The organism is Sandaracinobacter sp. T42 (assembly GCF_059115405.1).
Genome location: NZ_CM181101.1, coordinates 747,317 through 765,010 on the forward strand (window position 1 = coordinate 747,317; position 17,694 = coordinate 765,010).

The window sequence follows — 17,694 nt, forward strand, 5'->3', positions numbered from 1 at the left end:
ACCGAACCTAGAAGCGGTAGGAGATCCGCCCGTAGAGATAGCGGCCATTGAAGCCGAAGGGCGAATAGCTGCTGAAGGGGAAGTAGTAGTTGTTCGCGGAGTAGTTGCGGGTTGCGCCCGTCACCGGATCCGTGCCCTGCCCGGTGGGGAAGGCGGTGGGGTATTTATCGAACAGGTTGTTCGCGCCGATGGCGACTTCGATCCCGCTGAGGGAGCCGGACGGCCGCGCGCGGATTTCGGCATCCGCCACGAACGCGGGGCGGATTTCATGATCGGTGAAGGCATCGGCGCCGGCCGCCAGCACCTTGCCGTAGCGGTTGCCGCGCAGCGTGACGCCCAGCCATTCCCAATCATAATCCATGCCGATGCTGATCTTGTCGGCCGGGGTGCCCTGGGTGATCCGCAGCGATTCCTGCCGCCCGAACAGAACGATGCCCGGCACCTGGTTCAGGGCGCCCGGCGCACCCTTCAGTTCGGTGATGTCTGTCTTGTTCCAGTTGTAGCCCAGGGTGAACTGCAGCGCGCCATAATTGCCGAAATCATGGCGGTAGGTGGCGATCGCGTCGAAGCCGCGTGTCTTCGTGTCGATGCCGTTGATGAAGAAGCGGGCGGCCGAGATCGTGTTGAACCCGGCGGTGTTCAGGATCTGGGCGATGCCGAAGCCGGGGTTGGATCCGGAGGGTTGCCCGGCCGCATTACGGCTGGCCACCAGATTTTCCGTCAGTACGATGCGGTCATCGATCCGGATCTCGTAATAATCGAAAGTGAAGTTCAGCCCGCTGAACGGCGAGGCTGTGAGGCCTGCGGACCAGTTCACCGCCGTTTCCGGCTTCAGCGGCGTCGCGCCGAGCGCCTGCGCCACCGGGTTGTTCACCGGCAGCGTGACGGTATCCAGCAGCACGCCGTTCACATTGTTGGTGGCGGCCGCCGCGAAGAACTGCTGCGCCACGCCCGGGGCGCGGAAGCCGGTTGAGACGGAACCGCGGACCGCAACCCAGTCCGTCACTTCGAAGCGTGTGGCCGCCTTCCAGTTCCAGTCGCTGCCGAAATCCGAATAATCCTCGAACCGGCCGGCCAGCTGCAGGTTCCACACCGGCAGCAGGTCCATGTCCAGTTCGGCATAGGCGGAGACATTCTCGCGGGCGTTGGTGCCCGTGACGGAGACGCCGCCGATGGATGGCTGGAAGCCGGGGAACACCTGGCTGCCCGGCGCCGCGCCCACGTTGGCAGAGGCCGTCGCGCACCATTGCGGGTTGTTCTGACACAGGGTGGCGCCGCCCGAGCGGTAGCTGTCCGGCTCGCCCGCGCGGACGCGGAATGTTTCCCGCCGGTATTCGAGGCCGAACGAGAGCGTCGTGCGTTCGAGAAGGTCGAAGTCGCGGCTGATATCGAGGTTGTTCACCCATTGGGAGTAGGTGAGGCCGCCGGCGTCGAAGCTTTGCTTGCTGGACGGACCGATGGACGCGTTCAGCGTGTTCTTGATGGTGTAGTCGAGCTTGTTCTGGCCATATTGCATGGACAGATCCCAGTTCCAGCCGCCGAAATCGCCCTTGAGGCCGCCGGTGATGGCCAGATCGTCGGATACCGACGTGATCAGCGGAAGGAAGCCATCCGGATAGATGGAGATCACGTTCCGGTTGTCGCGGCTGGTGCGGTAGAAGCCGGCCGATTCCCCGTGCCGCTTGCCCCAGGTGCCGAAGGCGTAGAGGTCCACATTGTCGTCGAGCGGGATGCCCGCGTTTACCGCGATCTGCCCGTCTTCGGTCTTGGGATCGCCGATGCGGTGGCTGCGCCTGTCGAACGCCTGTTCCGCCGGCACGTTCCAGTTGTTGGCCGTGACGTTATACTGCTGCCGCCGGTCGTAGCCGGTGCGGTTCGTTCTGTCTCGGGTCCGATATTCCCCGGTGATGTTCACGAAGCCTTCCGCGCCGAGAGGCAGGCCAAGATTGCCCGTGACCGTGACGGTCTCTCCGTCGGTCACGTGCAGCTTGCGGCCGCTGTCCTCGAGCGTGAGCACGCCATCCGGCGTGAGCTGCGGGAGGCCGTTGGCGCCAAGCACCAGACCGCCCATGCGGTTGACGCCGCCGATGTCGGTGACGTTCTTGCCGTAGGTGACAGAAACGCGGCCGCCTTCGCGCGCATCGTTCAGCTGGAAGTTGATCACGCCCGCGATCGCGTCGGAGCCATATTGCGCGGCCGCGCCGTCGCGCAGGACTTCGACGCGGCTGAGTGCTGCGGTCGGGATGAAGTTCACATCCACCGCCTGGCTGCCCCGGCCCACCGAGCCATTGATGTTCAGCAGGGCGGACAGGTGGCGCCGCTTGCCGTTCACGAGCACCAGGGTCTGATCGGGGCCCAGCCCGCGCAGGGAGGCGGGGCGAATGACATCCGTTCCGTCCGCGACGGTCGGCTGCGGGAAGTTGAAGCTGGGGATGAGATCCCGAAGGGCGCGGGCCGTTTCGGTCTGGCCGCTGTTCTGGATGCTGGTGAGCCCCACGACATCGACCGGGACGGGCGAATCCGCCACTGTCCGGTCGAGCCGGCGGGTTCCGGTGACGATGATGGTATCGGCATCGGCAGTCGTCGCGGCCTCCTGCGCCAGCGCGGGCGCCGACGGGATGGCGATAGTTGCGAGAAGAAGGGTTCGGAAGCGCATGGAAAGTCCCCTGTTTTGAACCTGCTGCAATGCAGCAAGAATGCCCTGCGCGACGCGTTGCGCAACGAGACTTCGATCAACACCATACAGGATTGTCGGACCTGTTGCAGAATAGTGACATGCTGGCGCCCTGTCTTTGCCCGCGCTAGGGTTCGCCGCCATGAAATTGTACGGCTATTTCCGGTCCGGCGCTGCCTGGCGGGTTCGCATCGGCCTCCACTGGAAGGGGGTGCCGTTCGAGACTGTTTCCATCGACCTGAGGACCGGCGCGCAGGGCGCCCCCGAGTGGCTGGCACGCAACCCGCAGGGCCTGGTGCCTGCACTGGAGCTGGCGGACGGGACGCTGCTGACCCAGTCGCTTGCGATCCTGGCGTGGCTGGAGGAGACCCGCCCCGCGCCCGCCTTCCTGCCGGAAGACCCCATCGACCGGGCGAGGATCCGGGCCGTGGCGCTGGCCATCGCGGCGGATACACACCCCGTCCAGAATCTGGGCGTTCTGAAGCGCATCGAAGCGCTGGCCGGGGCCGAGGCCGCGCGCCGCTGGGCGCAGGACACGCTTGTCAGGGGGCTGACGGCCGTCGAGCAGCTTGTTGGCCGGACTGGGGGGCCGTTCGCCTTTGGAGGGGCGCCGACGCTGGCGGATATCCTGATCGTGCCGCAGCTGTTTAACTGCCGCCGCTTTGGCGTGGATCTTTCGCCTTTTCCACGCATCACCGGGATTGAATCCGCCTGCGCGGACTTGCCCGCGTTTCGGGCAGCCCATCCGGACGCGCAGCCCGACGCCGACTGAATCGGGGGGAGCCCGACGGCCGGCGCTGGCCGGGGATCAGGCCCTGACGGGCTTTTTCCCGCGGCGCATGGACAGGCCGACGAGGCCGAAGCCCATGATCAGCATCGCCCAGGTGTCCGGTTCGGGGATGGCGCCTGGCGCGGTGAAGCTGAAATTGCCGTTTTCATCGATGTTCCCGATGTTCAGCACATAATTGCGCTTCTGGTCGCCGCCTTCGCGGAAATCATCGCAGGTGGGATCGGCCAGCGAATTGATCAGCGGAATGATCGAGCTGGTGCTGCCGCGGCCGACCGGATCGGCGAAGCAGGAAAAGGCGATGATGGACCGGCTGGATTCGTTGTTCCCGGTGAGGGAGTCGCCGAAGCTGTAGGTGGTGATGCGGTAGCCGATGCTGCCGGATCCGACGATGGGCTGATCGAAGTTGACGGTGAAGTTCGACTGATCCCAGCCGTAGATCAGGCCGTAGCCGTCGTTCTGAAGCAGTTCGAAGCCGGGCAGCACACCCGACAGGGCGCCCAGCCCGCCGACGACGCCGTCGATCTGGCTGTAGCTGACGAGGGTGGGCGGGTTGGCGCCATTGTCGACGAGGGTGAGGCCGCCGCCGATGCTGCGTTCGACCTGGCCGTTCACCAGCACTTCGAACAGGAAGCTGCTGCCGGCGAGACCGGAGGTGAACAGCGGGCTGCCGCCATCGACCATGCTGGCGAAATCCACCGCGCCGCCGATCGCGCCCTGGCAGGTCGGCAGAGTCGCGCCGGTGCAGACCGGCGGGTTGTTGCCGAACGGCGCCATGTAGAAGCCGAAGGTGGACTGGAAGATGGTGGAGGTGACGCTGTTGATCTGCTGGCCGCCGAGGTTGGCGAAATCCAGGGAAACGCCGACGACGGACAGGGCGGCGTTTCCGCTTCCCGCCGACATCGAGCCGGACGAGAAGAAGACGCTGTTGCCGTTCGAGGTGACATTTGCGGCGTATCCGGCGCCCTTGCCGGCCGAATCCGACTTGTAGAGCACGGGTGGCGAGACGCCGCTGCTGTCGACTGCGTTTTCGAGGATCAGCAGATGACCATATTCCGGCGTGACGCTGATATCGACTGCCCCGGCGGCACTGGCCCATAGACCCGTGGCGGCGGCGAGCAGGATGCTGCTTGCACTGCGCATGACAAAAACCCCCAGAAAAATGCCCCAATTGAGATGAGCATATCTGTCGGCGACCCGATTGTCGAGTTGGCGTTCCGGGTTAACTGTCTTTCGAAGCAAGGCCCTCGCAGGTCTTGCGCAGACCTTGGGTGAAGCTGCTGTCAGGGCCCATTGTGGCTTCGAGCATCCGGATTCCCGCCCCGCATTGGGATCGGGCCTGATCCCGCTTTCCAAGCTTGAACAGGAGGGCGGCACGGGTGACGAGGACTTCGCCGATATTTGCGTGCTGCTTTCCGTAGCTTGCCTCGTAGTTGCGCTGCGCCTCGTTTAGATGGTCAATCGCAGATTGCAGCTGCCCGCGCTGTTCGGCCACCTGCGCGCGATAGAATTCGGCGATTCCGATATTGTAGTGCGGGCCCTTGTAGACGGCGCGATAGGCGTCGATCGATTCCGCGAGTGCGCGGTCGGCGAGATCGAGTTTGCTGCGGGCCTGGTAGATGGAGCCCTGCAGCGACAGAACGTCGGCGCGGATCGGGTTTGTCTTGTCCAGCACGCGGGAGACGATGGCGAGGGCGCGGCCGACCCGTTCTTCCGCGAGTGGATACTTTCCCGCGCTGTAGGCGGCGAGGGCGAGATAGTAGAAATTGTAGCCGGTGTTGATGTGCTGTTCGCCGCGATAGGTGGCGTAGAGCCGGTTGGCCGCCTGGAGGGCTGCTTCGGCTTCGTCGAACCGGCCGAGATCGATGAGGATGCGGCCGCGGCCTTCGAGGATGTCGGCGCGGAGCTTGGGATCCACATCCTGTTCGCGGGCCAGATACCGGACGGCTTCGTCGAACTGTTTCAGCGCCTCGTCCGCTTTGCCGTTGATGTAGGCGATGTTGCCGCGCGCGGCGGAGAGCTGGGCGCGCAGGGAGAGATGATCCGCAGGGTCTGTTCCCAGCATGCGGTCGGCGCTGGACAGGATGCTGAGGGCGCGTTCGGGCCGGCCCTTGCGCAGGTAGTTCGTCGCGAGCGCGATGAGGGCGGGGGCGCCATCCGGGCCGGCGCGGCGGATCGCCGGCATGGCGCGGGCGAGCGCGGTTTCAGCTTCGTCCAGCAGGCCGAGATTGGTGTAGGCGCGGCCCACGGCCGTGACGAGGCGCGCTTCGATCTCGGGCTGGTTCCGGAGTTCGGTGCGGGCGCGTTCCGCCCCGCGCGACAGGATGGTGACAAGACTGACGGTGCGGGGATTTTCCGTGGCCGGATCGGACAGTTCGAAAGTGCCGATCAGATAGTCCGTCGCGGCGCGGGCGGCGGCGGTTTCCCGCTCTGCGATCTTGCGCTGTTCGACGGCGACGATGCGCTGCTGGTTGGCGTAGAAGGCGAGGCCCGAGGTGAAGAGCATTCCAAGCGACGCGCCCGAGGCGATCCAGGTGAGGCGGCGGGCGCGGCGCTGGGCTTCGCGCTGCACGAGGTCATCGAGGCGCAGCCCGGTGAGACCGGCGACCAGCTTCCGCAGCGCCAGCCGGCGGCCATCCTTGCCGGGCCGGATGTCGGCGGCGATCGGTTCGGCGGGCGTGGCGCCGACGGTGCCGTCCGGATCGATGCGGAAGCGCAGCGCGGGCGGGAAACATTCCTCATCTTCCCGGCCGGGCATCTGACTTGCATAGGGCTCTCCGTCGACGATGAGGGCGAACACCCGCTCCTCCCCGTGCATCGCCTTGAAGGTGCGGATCTCCTCCTGCACGTAGGTGGAGCGCGCGGAGGCGGGGGAGGCGATGACGATCAGATGGGCGGCGTTTTCGAGTGCCGCCTTCAGTTCACCGCCGAGGTTGGAGGAGACGGCGAGTTCGTCGCGATCGCGGAAGATGGGAATGAGGCGGGCGGGCACCTTTCCCTTGGCGGTTTCGCGGCCGACGAGCTTGCGTGGAATGCTGTAGCGTTCGAGGGCCCGATGGAGCCACTCGGTCTCAGCCTTGTTGCGGTGGCTGTAACTCAGGAACGCGACATAGCGAGTCATCGGCTTCCGGCGGCCTCCTGCCGGGATGGTTCCTAGGTAAGTCGCACGAGGGACGCAATTGGCATCATGGCTGCCGGATCCCGGGGGATCCCGATCAGCCCCTGGATTCGATAAGGGCCCTGGCCCCGCGCAGCACCGCCTGCTGCGCTTCTGCGACGGACAGGCCCTGCTGCTCGCGCAGGCGTTGCCACGCTTCCAGCGAGAGGAGGAGCGAAAGAAGCTCGAACATTTCCCGGTCCGCCAGAAGACTGGAGGGGACGGAGGCGGCGAGCAGGTCCCGGCTCATCACGTTGATGCGGCGGTATTGGGCGGCGATGGCGCGACTGCGGTGGCGATGCACGTCGATCGCGCTCTTGAAGGGGGCCATGATCTCGAAGAATTCGGCCCGGCGCTCGACGGATTCCGCGAGGCTTTCGGGCCATTCGCGGGCGCGCATCGGGCGTTCGAGGATGGGACGGACCCGCTCGAAGACCATCGCCGCAATCTCGAGGTGGAGGTTTTCCATTTCCTCGAAATGGCGGAAGACGGTGCGCAGCGAGACGCCGGCCCGGGCGGCGACCGTTTCAGCGGTGGGAGCGGGCTGGCCGGATTCGATGAGATCGACCATGGCATCGAGTATGCGCCGCCTGCTGGCGGCCGACCGTTCCCTTCGGCCATCGGCCTTTGGAGCCGGTGAAAGACTCTCTGCCATGCCCATTGCCATTAATTAATCCATCCGCAGACTGGTTCCAATTCAATTCGGACGCATGTTCCGCATACGCACCTTAATATCCACGGATCGGCTTCAGTGCCTGTCCTACACTATCCGAAGTGGATATGTTCAGGGTGATGACAAAAGCTGAACCCATTCTGAACCCTGGTCTCTGCCCGATGCGGGCTCGACTTCCGATTGCGGGGGGGCGTGCGCAGATCCGGCTTGTCTGGCGTCGGCGGACCCGCAGATCCGAAGAGGGGCGCCGCTTTCTGGACGGGCTGATCGGGGCCGGGCTTGCGGCCGCGCTGGAGGGGAGCGGGCTGAGTTTCGGCGATGTGCTGGAGTTGCGGCGGCGCGATCCGTCTTTCGCGCGGCTGTGGGCGCGGGTGGATGCCGCGCGGCTGGCGGCGGTGGAGACGCTGCTGATCGATCATCTGGTGACACGGCTGATGCCGGGCGCGGGCGCCAAGGCCGGTGAACTGGACCGGATGCTGCTGGGCCTTTGGCAGCAGCTGAAGGACGCCACACCCGCGAAACCGGCCAGGGCGAGGCGCGATGCGCCCGCTGCCCCGCCGCCCCCGGCCGCAGGCGGCGATCCCACTGCGGACGAGGACGCGGAACTGGATCAGCTGATCGCCCGCGTGGAGCTGGCGATGCGCGGGATGGAGGCTGAGCTGGGTCTGGGGGCGCCGCCGCCTCAGGGCTGAGGAATCTCCAGCTCGCGGATGAGATCGTAGAGGGTGGGGCGGCTGATCCCCAGCAGCTTCGCGGCGCGGCTGATGCTGCCGCTGGTCGCGGTGAGGGCGGCGGTGATGGTGCGCCTGTCCGAGATCATGCGGGCATCGCGCAGGGTCTGGATCGCGGCTTCCGGCTGGTCGGCAAGATCCAGGTCCGCCGCGGTGATCTGGTTATCGTCTGCCATGATGACCGCGCGCTTCACCCGGTTTTCCAGTTCCCGGACATTGCCGGGCCAGCTGTGCAGGCTGATGGCGGCGAGCGCGTCCGGGCCGTAGCGGAGCGCCGGACCGGCACGGCCGCTGCTGAACTTCTGCAGGAAATGGTTGGCGAGGAGTATCGCGTCGCCCTCCCGCTCGCGAAGGGGGGGGATGCTGATCGTGACTTCGGCGATCCGGTAGAAGAGATCCTCGCGGAAGGTGCCTTCGGCGATCATCCGCTTGAGATTGCGGTGCGTTGCGCAGACGATGCGGGTGTCCACCTCGATCGGTTTGCGGCCGCCGATGCGTTCGATGATGCGTTCCTGGATGAAGCGCAGCAGTTTCACCTGAAGGGCCAGCGGGATGTCGCCGACTTCGTCGAGGAAGAGGGTGCCGCCCTGCGCCAGTTCGATCTTGCCCTCTGTCGTCTTGACGGCGCCGGTGAAGGCGCCGCGCTCGTAACCGAACAGCTCCGCCTCGAGCAGGTTTTCGGGAATGGCGCCGCAGTTGATGGCGATGAAGGGCCCTTCGGCACGGCGGGAAACGGCGTGCAGACCGCGCGCCAGCACTTCCTTGCCGGTGCCCGATGCCCCCAGCAGCAGCACGGAGACGTCGGTGGGGGCGACCTTTTCCACCATGGCGGAAACCTTCAGCATTTCCGGCGCCCCGGTGATGAGGTTCGCAAGCGGCGAGTCCCGGCGTTCGCTGGCGAGGCGGCGGTTTTCCGTTTCCAACTGGGCGACATGGAAGGCGCGACCGACGAGGAAGCCGAGTTCGTCGATGTCGATCGGCTTCTGGTAGAAATCGAAGGCGCCGAGCGCGATGGCGCGGCGGGCGCTGTCTCTGGCGCCGTGGCCCGAGGCGACGATGATCTTGGTATGGGGCGCGATGAGGAGGATTTCCTCGAGCGTGGCGAAGCCTTCGGTCGCGCCGTCGGCGTCGGGCGGGAGGCCGAGATCGAGGGTGACGACGGGGGGGCGGCGGGCCCGCACCGCGGCGACCGCGCTTTCCCGATCACCGGCGATGATGACCTCGTAATCCTCGTAGGCCCAGCGCAGCTGACGCTGGAGGCCGGCGTCATCCTCGACGACGAGGAGAACGGGCTTTTCGGACGCCGGTTGCGCGGAATTCATGTGCGATGGACTTTCTGTCGGTTGCGATCCGGCACCTTGCCGGTGCGTGGGAGGATGAGTGTGAAGACGCTGCCTTCGCCGGGGCGGCTTTCGACTTCGAGGCGCCCGCCGTGCGCGCGCGCGATTTCCCGCGCTTCGAAGGCGCCGATGCCGAAGCCGCCGTCCTTGGTGGAGCGGAACGGCCTGAACAGTTCTTCACGCAGGAAGGCGGGCGACATGCCATGGCCGTTGTCTGCGATGCGGATGCGGACATCGGTGCCGCCGGCTTCGAGGCCGAGGCGGATGGGGGCATCCGGCGCGCTGGCGTCGATCGCGTTCTGGATCAGGTGGGTCAGCATTGCTTCCAGACGGCCCTCGTCGCCGGGGATCCGCACGGAGCCTTCGGCTCCTTCCAGTTCCAGTGCGCTGTGCTGACGGCGCAGCGCGGCGGCGACGATGGTGAGGACGCGGGCGATATCCACCAGCTCGCCCTGGGTTTCCTCCGCCCCGCCGCGCACTTCCGGTTCCCGGCCCATCAGCTTCAGAAGGTCCGTCATCTTGGAGACGCTGGCGTTCAGCGTGGCGATCATGTCGGCGCGGAATTCCGGTTTGTCCGCATGGCGTTCGGCGTTGCGGGCGAGCAGGCCGAGCTGGCTGACGACATTCTTCACGTCGTGCATGACGAAGGCGAAGCGGCGGTTGTATTCCTCGAAGCGGCGGGCTTCTTCCAGCTGGGCCTGGGTTTCGGCCTCTGCCAGATAGGAGGCGGACTGGCGGCCCAGTGTTCGCAGGAGATCATAATCCTCCCAGTTGAGATCGCGGGCGGCGAGGCTGCGCTGAAGGAGCAGGATGCCCGCCAGCGTGTCGCGGTGGATGAGCGGCACGCCGAGCCAGATCGTGCGGTCTCGGGCGGCCCATACAGGCAGGGTGAGGGAGCCGTGACTGCCGCTGGTGCCGCCGGACGCGTCCGCGCGGAGCTGGTCGAAATCCGCGATCCGGCCGGATTCCATGAAATAGAGGGTGAGCGCGGCGCTGTCGGCAATGGTCGGTGCGTCGAGATCGGGCCAGTTCCAGCGGCTGGTGAGTTGGAACGCATCGCCGTCGACCGGTTCGAACAGCGCGCCGCCGGGGCATTCGAGGACGGTTGCGATCGCCTCGATCAGCCGCTCGCGCACCGGGGCGACGGGAAGGCCGGGAACGGCGGGCTCGGCTGAATCGATCTTGTCGATGAAGCGCAGCCATTCCACGCGATAATCGTAGCGGTAGCGATAGAAATTGCGGGCGATGCGGACGCGGAGTTCGGCCCGGAAGCGGGGGCTGAGCATGACCAGTGCGCCGGCGATCATGGTGGCGGCGAGGAAGGTGACCTGCAGCAGCTGGCCCCAGTCCCCGCCGGTGATCTTCAGGCCATAGGCGAGAAGCGACATGGCGATGAGGTAGAGGCCGATGATCGAGAAGCTGACCGTCTGGAAGGCGGCCTGGCGGGACAGGTGGAAGCGGCCGTCGCTGTCCTGGCGGAGCGCCAGGTAGATGAGCGGGACGGCGAGCGCGTTCACCGCGCCGCGGATGCCGAGCAGCGACTGGTTGATTTCGCCCAGCAGGAACTGGAGCGTGTAGAGGTTGAGATCGTAGGCGAAGATGACGCCGAGGCCGACGGCGAACATGCGGAACGAGAGGCCGCCGCTTTCGGGACTGTTCACATAGAGATTGTGCAGCAGCACAAGGCCGGAGATGGCGAGGATGAGGCGGCCGGCGACGAACAGCATGGCCCCGAAGGGCTGATCGGCGAGGGATGCGGTGCTTGTGCCGAGGTTGAACATGATGTCGAGCGCGAGCTGGAGGGCGACGATGAAGCCGATCCCGACCGCGAGGGCGAATGACTGGGAGGGGCGTTCGGCAAGGCCCAGCGAGCGGCGCTGCAGCAGAATGAGGACGCCGATCCAGGCGGCTGTGCGCAGGGTTTCCGCGCGCGAGAGCCAGGGCGCCACTTCTGCGCCATAGGCCGACGCCAGCATGTGGCTGCCGGCCCAGAAGGCGGTGACGAAGGACGCGAGGGAGACCGCGAGGCGGACGCCCGTGGGCGCCCGGCGCAGCGCGAGGGCGAGACCCAGGATACCGAAGGCGATGGTCGCCACCAGATGACTGAGCAGGCCGATTGTTCCCAGCATGGCCGGCATGTATCGCGCGCACCCCTCCCGAGCCAGCGGCCGCGGTGATGAACGGCGCGCCTGTAAAGATACTTTACACCATGCGGCAATATTGCCGACAGTGGATTCGCGGGAAGCGCCTTACCCCATGGACCCTTGTGGATCCCCGACCCTTGCATGTGGCGCAGGGGGAGCTATCGCCAAGCCGTCACGGGAAAGCAAGACGGATGGCGGAACGGAAAGCGGATCGGGCGGCGCGGCTGAAGGCCGCGCTTCGGGACAATCTGAGAAAGCGCAAGGCGCAGGACCGGGCACAGACCGGGCCCGCCGACGCAGCGGCAGGCCCGGACGAGGACGGATCAGCGCCAGCCGAGGGCTGAGGCGATGATGTGGAAGATCGTGTTCTGCTCGATCGTACCCGAGGCGAGCGCACTGCCGGGGCCACCCGCGAACAGGCCCACATCTTCCCCCCCATGGGTTTCGGATCCGAGCAGGAAGGCCTTGGGCTGAAGGAAGTTCGGATCGGTCGGCGCGCGCTGGGAATTCAGCACCCGGCCGCCCGAGCGCACTTCCAGCGGGCCATTCATGTAGCCGAGCGTCGTCATCGGCCGGCCGAGCTGGTCGACGATATTGCCGTTCGCATCGGTCGCCGAACTGCCTTCGCCGCCTTCGATCGGGCGGTTGAAGCCCAGGATCGGATTTCCGCGCGGGGGATAGCCGGCCATGGTGAAGACATGGCTGTGATCGGCGGTGACGAGGACGAGCGTGTCCTTCAGATCGACGGTCTTCAGCACTTCCGCGATGGCGTTCGAGAATTCGGCGGTTTCATCCAGCGCGCGATAGGCGTTGGAGATGTGGTGGCCATGATCGATGCGGCCGCCTTCCACCATCAGCACATAGCCCTTGCCGGAGCGTTTCGAGCCGGCCTGGAGCTTGCGCACCGCGAACAGCGCCAGTTCGGCGAGCGAGGGTTCCTTCGTGCGATCGGCATCGACGTTGAAATCGAGATGGTCGGCATTGAACAGGCCGAACACCTTTTCGGGCGATGCGGGATCCAGCTGGCGGAAGGGGGCGGCGGTGTCGACGAAGCGGCCCGTGGGCCAGGCCTTCTGCCATTCCGCGATCAGGTCGCGGCCGTCATCGCGGCTGCCGCCCGCCGAGGTGGGGCGGAAGCGGGCGAGCCCGCCGCCCAGCACGACGTCTGCGCCGCCCCGGAACTGCACCAGCTGGGTCGCGATGTCGGGGCAGCCGGACTTGCGGTCCTCGGCGGAATAGTTGCGGTCGGCGCCTTCCCAATCGCGCGAGGGCGAATGGGCGTACATGGCCGCCGGAGTCGCGTGGGTGATGCGGGTGGTGGTGACGATGCCGAGCCCAAGCCCCCGATCATTGGCGATCTCCCCCAGCGTGCGGGGGAAGGCGGCCGGCGTGCGGCAGGTATCCGCCCCCTGCCCGGGGCGGATACCCAGCACCCCGATCCGGGTTTTCGTGCCGGTGGTGATTGCGGCGGCGGTTCCGGCACTGTCGGGCACCTGGGCGTTGGTGTTGTAGGTCTTTACCAGGGCGCGGTTGGGCAGCTTTTCGAAGCTGAGCAGATTTTCTTCGCCGCCTTCGAAGCCGGGGTAGGTGCCGCCGGCGGCCCTGGCGCGCTTCTGCGCTTCGTAGATGCGGCCCGCCGCGATGGTGGAGACACCCATGCCGTCTCCGATGAAGATGATCACGTTCTTCGCCCGTGCGCCGGCGCCGGGGATCGACCGGCGCGCGGCGATTTCGGCTTCGGCCTTCTTCCAGCTCGGCTCTTGCGAGGCGGTGGTGGTGACGGGTTGCGCGGCCAGCGGCGCCGCGGCCAGCGCGGCCGCGATCAGGATCATCTTTGTCATGCGAGCTTTATCTCTGCCAATCGTTGCAGGAGGAAGTCATGCGCGGTGATGGGGGGCATCGCCGCGTTTTCGACGAAGGGGGTTATCAGCCAGTCCGGCCGGTAGTGGAGGAAGAAAGGCATGGAATAGCGCGACAGGTGCCGCCGTTCGGCCGGGGGGTTCACCACGCGGTGGGTGGTGGACGGCAGCTGTCCGCCCGTCTGCCGCTGCAGCATGTCGCCCACGTTGATCACGAGGCAGCCTTCGGGGGCGGGCACTTCCAGCCATTCGCGCAGATTCGACTCATTGGGCCGCGAGAGCAGCTGGAGCCCGGCTTCCTCTGCCCCCAGCAGTAGCGTGATGACGTTGATATCCTCATGCGCGCCGGCGCGCACGGCGTCGGCATCGGCCGGAACGGGCGGATAGTGCAGCAGGCGCAGGATCGAATTGCCGTCCTCGACCGGGCTTTCGAAGAAATCCTGCGGCTGGCCGAGGTGGACGGCGATCGCCTTCAGAACCCGCAGGCCGGTGGTTTGCAGCGCGGCGAACAGGGCCTGGAAGGCGGGGCGGAATTCGGGCAGTTCCGCATCGGGCCAGATGTTGGGGGCCATGATGTCGGCGAAGCGGTGGCCGGCGGGCAGGTCCCGGCCGACGTGCCAGAATTCCTTCAGGTCCGACAGCTTCGCGCCCTTGGCGGTTTCCACGCCGAAGGGGGTGTAGCCGCGCTGGCCCGCGCCGCCGGGCAGGTGGTAGCGGCGCTTCACATCCTCTGGCAGGGCGAAGAAGCGTTTCGCCGCATCCCAGGCCGTGTCGATGGTGTCCTGCGGGATGCCATGGCCTTCGACCACGGCGAAGCCGGTTCGGCGGAAGCTGTCCCCGAAGCGGTCGGCGGCCTGGGCGAGATCCGCCTCGACGAGGGAGAGGGGGACGGGGGTGATGTCTGCGCGAGTCGGCATGAACCTGCCTTAGGCCGTGAACGCATAAATGGAAGGCGTTTTGACGTGGATTGCAGCCCCGAGGTGAGTGAGTGAGCGCAGACCAGCTACCTGAAGGTAGCTGGCAAGCGAGGCGAGCGCTGGATCGGGGCTGCAATCCACGCTTTCAGTGGGCATTGCAGGGGAAATCAACGCCGTCGCGCCGCTCGCCGGGGGGCAAAGCCCCGCCTTCGCATCGCGCCAACGCCGATTTCCCCTGCAATGCCCATCAAATCGCCTTCCATTTATGCGTTCGCGGCCTGGACCTGTTTCCGCCCCATTGAAGGGACAGCTTTGAAGCAGGCGCATCTGCCGCCACAGTGGCGGCTGGAGGAGAGGTGCATGCTGGAGTTCGATTATATCGTGGTGGGCGCAGGCTCTGCCGGCTGCGTGCTGGCCAACCGGCTGACGGCGGACGGGCGGCACCGGGTGCTGGTGCTGGAGGCCGGGCCGAAGGACTGGAACCCGTGGATCCATGTGCCCGTGGGCTATGCGCAGACGCTGAAGGACCCTTCGGTCAACTGGCTGTACGAGACGGAGGAGGATCCCGGCTCAAACGGTCGGAAGCATGTGTGGCCGCGCGGCAAGGTGCTTGGCGGCTCGTCCTCGATCAACGGGCTGCTGTATGTGCGGGGGCAGATGGCCGACTATGACGGCTGGGCGCAGCTTGGGGCGCGGGGCTGGGGTTCTGCCGACGTGCTGCCCTATTTCCGGCGCGCCGAAGGGAATGAACGGCTGCACGACGAGTTGCACGGCAGCGACGGGCCGCTGAACGTGAGCGATGCGACGACGCACCACCCGGTGTCGGATGCGGTGATCGAGGCGGGGGTGCAGGCCGGCCTGCCCTTCAACGACGATTGCAACGGCGAGCAGCAGGACGGCATCAGCTATTTCCAGCTGACGGTGAAGAATGGCCGCCGCTGGTCGGCCGCCCAGGCCTATCTGAAGCCCGCCATGACGCGGCCGAACCTGCGGGTGGAGACCGATGCCCATATGGCGGCCATCCTGTTCGAGGGCGCGCGCGCCGTGGGTGTGACCTTTCGGCAGGACGGGCGGATGGTTTCGGTGCGCGCCACGCGCGAGGTGATCCTGAGCGGCGGGGCGGTGAATTCGCCACAGATCCTGGAAGTGAACGGCATCGGCGATCCCGCCGTGCTGAAGGCCGCCGGGATCGAGGTGCGCCACGCGCTGCCGGGCGTGGGGACCAATTGCCAGGATCATTATGTGGTGGGCGTGCAATACCGGCTGAAGGACGGCACGGTTTCGGTGAACGAACTGAGCCGGGGCTGGCGGCTGATCGTGGAGGCGGCGAAATATGCGACGACGCGCAAAGGCCTGCTGACTCTGTCTGCCGCGCATATCCAGGCCTATTACCGGACGCGCCCCGGCCTTTCCGGGCCGGACGTGCAATATCATATCCTGCCCGCGACCGCCGATACGAAGAAGCAGATCGAAGAGCAGAAGTGGGAGCTGGAGAAGCTGCCCGGCCTGACCATCGCGCCCTGCCAGCTGCGCCCCGAAAGCCGGGGCACGATCCATGTGCGTTCCGCCGATCCGTTCGCGCCGCCCGTGATCCGGCCCAACTATCTGTCCGATCCGATCGACCAGGTGACGATCACGGAAGGGCTGAAGTTCGCCGACGTGCTGGCGGGGCAGGAAGCGCTGAAGCCCTGGGTCGTCGGCCGCAGCCTGCCGGAAGCGGGCCCCATGAGCGACGCCGACTGGCTGGCGTATGCGAAGGAGAATGGCTCCACCATCTATCACCCGGTGGGGACATGCCGGATGGGGCAGGCATCCGATCCGGGCGCGGTCGTGGATCCGGACGGGCGCGTGCACGGCCTGGCTGGCTTGCGCGTGGTGGACGCCAGTGTGATGCCGCGCCTGGTGAGCGGCAACACCAATGCGCCGACGATCATGGTGGCGGAAAAGATCAGTGATTCGATCCTGGCTGACGCACGGGCCGCACGGGCGGCCTGAGCGGGTGATTGCGCCCGGGCCTATCGTTCGATAGGCTGGCAGCGACGGGGGGTTCCCCCGCCGGGAGGTGAGAGATGGGGCTGACGGTCGCCGAGGTTCGGGCGCGGGTGGAGCGGCAGAAGCTGCTGGTGCCGGCCATGTATGGCGGGATCGACTTTGACCTGCGGGCGGAGCGGTTCGCGGATCCGGACGGCGGGAACAGCGTGCTGAAGCGCCTGCCGGCCGAGGACCGCAGGCGCCTGTTCGCGGACACCGAACTGATCGCGCGGCTGGAAGCCTATACCATGCTGGGGGATACGGTGGCGGACGCCTATGCGGCGCTGATGCCGGCGTATGGATTCCGGCGGCTGGTGGACATGCTGGTGGAGGCCTGTGACCGGGGCGTCGATGCAGTGGAGGGCGCGCCCCCTGAACTGGTGGCGCTGATCCGCGCGATGGAGGCGACGCCCGACTGGGTGGACATGGCGAAGGTGGAGCGCGGCGCGGCACTGCAGCGCAATGCGACGGCGCACCTGGCGCCCTATGCCGTGCGCGGGGCCTTCATCGCCACCTTCATGAACAAATATGCCGCCCTGCCCATGGCGCTGACGGGCACGCTTTCACACAAGACGGCGGCGCGGCGGGTAAAGGAAACCGCCACCTTCTTCGCGACATCCGTGCTGCCCGGCGCGATGGAGCGGCACGGGCCCGGCTTCAAGGCGGCGGCCATGGTGCGGCTGATGCATTCGATGGTGCGCTTCAACGTGCTGTCTCGGGGGCGGTGGGACCAGGCGACCTATGGCATTCCCATCCCGCAGGTGGACCAGATGCCCGCGGGGCTGATCGGCGACTATCTGATTTCCGCCAGACTGCTGAAGCAGGGGCGTACCGGGTTCACCGCCGACGAGCGGGCGCAAATCGAGCTGAGCCGCTATCGCTGTTTCCTGCTGGGCCTGCCCGAGGATCTGCTGGCCGATACGCCGCAGGGGATCGTGGACGCCTGGATGGCGCGGCTGGGCACCCTGCGCGATGGCTTTGACGACGCCACCTGTGGCGCATTGCTGCGCGCGACCATGGCGGCCTGGCTTGAACCGGACACGCGGTTCTGGAACCGGCTGAAGGCGCGCTACGAGCAGAGCTTCTCCAAAGTCTATTTCGTGACGAACTTCTATGACGGCAATGTGGAGAAGGCCGCCGAGGTGGGCGTGCCGCTGACGATCGCGGACCGGGCGCGGGCGCTGGTAGTGACCGGCCTGATCCTGGGGTGGATGATCGGCTATGATCTGGCCTTGAAGGTGCCGGGGCTGCGTGGCGTGGCCGACCGGCGGATGATCCGGACCATCCGCCGGCGGCTGGCCGCGATGGGCCATGCGGAGTTCACCACGGACGCGGCGCAATATCGCCCGGCCCATGGCGAGGCGGCCCCGGCCTGACGGGG

13 protein-coding genes are annotated in these 17,694 nt (G+C 66.6%); 5 read left to right on the forward strand and 8 right to left on the reverse strand.

Annotation, left to right across the window (positions count from 1 at the left end):
- Nucleotides 1-7 precede the first annotated feature (7 nt).
- Nucleotides 8-2,656 carry a TonB-dependent receptor plug domain-containing protein gene (locus ACW9TV_RS03570; protein ID WP_494304485.1) on the reverse strand — a complete coding sequence of 883 codons (2,649 nt, stop codon included), beginning with the start codon at nt 2,654-2,656 and terminating at the stop codon, nt 8-10.
- A gap of 160 nt (nt 2,657-2,816) precedes the next feature.
- On the opposite strand from ACW9TV_RS03570, the gene maiA reads away from it, so the two are divergent.
- The gene (maiA, locus tag ACW9TV_RS03575; protein ID WP_494304486.1) at nt 2,817-3,446 is read left to right on the forward strand and encodes a maleylacetoacetate isomerase; all 630 of its coding nucleotides are present in this window, start codon (nt 2,817-2,819) and stop codon (nt 3,444-3,446) included.
- Between the two features lie 36 nt (nt 3,447-3,482).
- On the opposite strand, the gene ACW9TV_RS03580 is transcribed toward maiA, so the two are convergent.
- From ACW9TV_RS03580 to ACW9TV_RS03590, 3 genes are all read right to left on the reverse strand, one after another.
- Nucleotides 3,483-4,604 carry a PEPxxWA-CTERM sorting domain-containing protein gene (locus tag ACW9TV_RS03580; protein ID WP_494304487.1) on the reverse strand — a complete coding sequence of 374 codons (1,122 nt, stop codon included), beginning with the start codon at nt 4,602-4,604 and terminating at the stop codon, nt 3,483-3,485.
- Nucleotides 4,605-4,683: 79 nt separating this feature from the next.
- Nucleotides 4,684-6,582, reverse strand: coding sequence for a tetratricopeptide repeat protein (locus tag ACW9TV_RS03585; protein ID WP_494304488.1), 1,899 nt, complete (start codon nt 6,580-6,582; stop codon nt 4,684-4,686).
- A gap of 94 nt (nt 6,583-6,676) precedes the next feature.
- The gene (locus ACW9TV_RS03590; RefSeq protein ID WP_494304489.1) at nt 6,677-7,189 is read right to left on the reverse strand and encodes a TetR/AcrR family transcriptional regulator; all 513 of its coding nucleotides are present in this window, start codon (nt 7,187-7,189) and stop codon (nt 6,677-6,679) included.
- A 263-nt stretch (nt 7,190-7,452) separates the two neighbouring features.
- Between ACW9TV_RS03590 and ACW9TV_RS03595 the strand changes: the two genes are divergently transcribed.
- The gene (locus ACW9TV_RS03595) at nt 7,453-7,983 is read left to right on the forward strand and encodes a hypothetical protein (RefSeq protein ID WP_494304490.1); all 531 of its coding nucleotides are present in this window, start codon (nt 7,453-7,455) and stop codon (nt 7,981-7,983) included.
- Here the strand turns inward: ACW9TV_RS03595 and prsR are convergent.
- Nucleotides 7,974-9,344, reverse strand: a complete 1,371-nt coding sequence (prsR, locus tag ACW9TV_RS03600) for a PEP-CTERM-box response regulator transcription factor (protein ID WP_494304491.1) — start codon at nt 9,342-9,344, stop codon at nt 7,974-7,976. The genes ACW9TV_RS03595 and prsR overlap by 10 nt on opposite strands.
- Complete coding sequence (prsK, locus tag ACW9TV_RS03605; RefSeq protein WP_494304492.1) at nt 9,341-11,491, reverse strand: XrtA/PEP-CTERM system histidine kinase PrsK; 2,151 nt, start codon at nt 11,489-11,491, stop codon at nt 9,341-9,343. Before prsK ends, prsR begins: the two co-directional genes overlap by 4 nt.
- A gap of 206 nt (nt 11,492-11,697) precedes the next feature.
- Here prsK and ACW9TV_RS03610 point away from each other — a divergent pair, with 206 nt between their 5' ends.
- On the forward strand, nt 11,698-11,850 hold the full coding sequence (locus tag ACW9TV_RS03610) for a hypothetical protein (RefSeq protein WP_494304493.1): 153 nt from the start codon (nt 11,698-11,700) through the stop codon (nt 11,848-11,850).
- Here the strand turns inward: ACW9TV_RS03610 and ACW9TV_RS03615 are convergent.
- Nucleotides 11,830-13,347: an alkaline phosphatase gene (locus tag ACW9TV_RS03615; protein WP_494304494.1), complete on the reverse strand. Its 1,518-nt coding sequence runs from the start codon at nt 13,345-13,347 to the stop codon at nt 11,830-11,832. The genes ACW9TV_RS03610 and ACW9TV_RS03615 overlap by 21 nt on opposite strands.
- Complete coding sequence (locus ACW9TV_RS03620) at nt 13,344-14,282, reverse strand: isopenicillin N synthase family dioxygenase (protein WP_494304495.1); 939 nt, start codon at nt 14,280-14,282, stop codon at nt 13,344-13,346. Before ACW9TV_RS03620 ends, ACW9TV_RS03615 begins: the two co-directional genes overlap by 4 nt.
- Nucleotides 14,283-14,642: 360 nt before the next feature.
- Here ACW9TV_RS03620 and ACW9TV_RS03625 point away from each other — a divergent pair, with 360 nt between their 5' ends.
- Nucleotides 14,643-16,277, forward strand: a complete 1,635-nt coding sequence (locus ACW9TV_RS03625; protein ID WP_494304496.1) for a GMC family oxidoreductase — start codon at nt 14,643-14,645, stop codon at nt 16,275-16,277.
- Nucleotides 16,278-16,351: 74 nt separating this feature from the next.
- Nucleotides 16,352-17,689, forward strand: coding sequence for an oxygenase MpaB family protein (locus ACW9TV_RS03630; RefSeq protein ID WP_494304497.1), 1,338 nt, complete (start codon nt 16,352-16,354; stop codon nt 17,687-17,689).
- Nucleotides 17,690-17,694: the final 5 nt, after the last annotated feature.

Bases quoted from the DNA above. Each gene is read 5' to 3' on its own strand.
- ACW9TV_RS03570 (WP_494304485.1), bottom strand. From the start codon at position 2,656: ATGCGCTTCCGAACCCTTCTTCTCGCAACTATCGCCATCCCGTCGGCG.
- maiA (WP_494304486.1), top strand. From the start codon at position 2,817: ATGAAATTGTACGGCTATTTCCGGTCCGGCGCTGCCTGGCGGGTTCGC.
- ACW9TV_RS03580 (WP_494304487.1), bottom strand. From the start codon at position 4,604: ATGCGCAGTGCAAGCAGCATCCTGCTCGCCGCCGCCACGGGTCTATGG.
- ACW9TV_RS03585 (WP_494304488.1), bottom strand. From the start codon at position 6,582: ATGACTCGCTATGTCGCGTTCCTGAGTTACAGCCACCGCAACAAGGCT.
- ACW9TV_RS03590 (WP_494304489.1), bottom strand. From the start codon at position 7,189: ATGGTCGATCTCATCGAATCCGGCCAGCCCGCTCCCACCGCTGAAACG.
- ACW9TV_RS03595 (WP_494304490.1), top strand. From the start codon at position 7,453: ATGCGGGCTCGACTTCCGATTGCGGGGGGGCGTGCGCAGATCCGGCTT.
- prsR (WP_494304491.1), bottom strand. From the start codon at position 9,344: ATGAATTCCGCGCAACCGGCGTCCGAAAAGCCCGTTCTCCTCGTCGTC.
- prsK (WP_494304492.1), bottom strand. From the start codon at position 11,491: ATGCTGGGAACAATCGGCCTGCTCAGTCATCTGGTGGCGACCATCGCC.
- ACW9TV_RS03610 (WP_494304493.1), top strand. From the start codon at position 11,698: ATGGCGGAACGGAAAGCGGATCGGGCGGCGCGGCTGAAGGCCGCGCTT.
- ACW9TV_RS03615 (WP_494304494.1), bottom strand. From the start codon at position 13,347: ATGACAAAGATGATCCTGATCGCGGCCGCGCTGGCCGCGGCGCCGCTG.
- ACW9TV_RS03620 (WP_494304495.1), bottom strand. From the start codon at position 14,282: ATGCCGACTCGCGCAGACATCACCCCCGTCCCCCTCTCCCTCGTCGAG.
- ACW9TV_RS03625 (WP_494304496.1), top strand. From the start codon at position 14,643: ATGCTGGAGTTCGATTATATCGTGGTGGGCGCAGGCTCTGCCGGCTGC.
- ACW9TV_RS03630 (WP_494304497.1), top strand. From the start codon at position 16,352: ATGGGGCTGACGGTCGCCGAGGTTCGGGCGCGGGTGGAGCGGCAGAAG.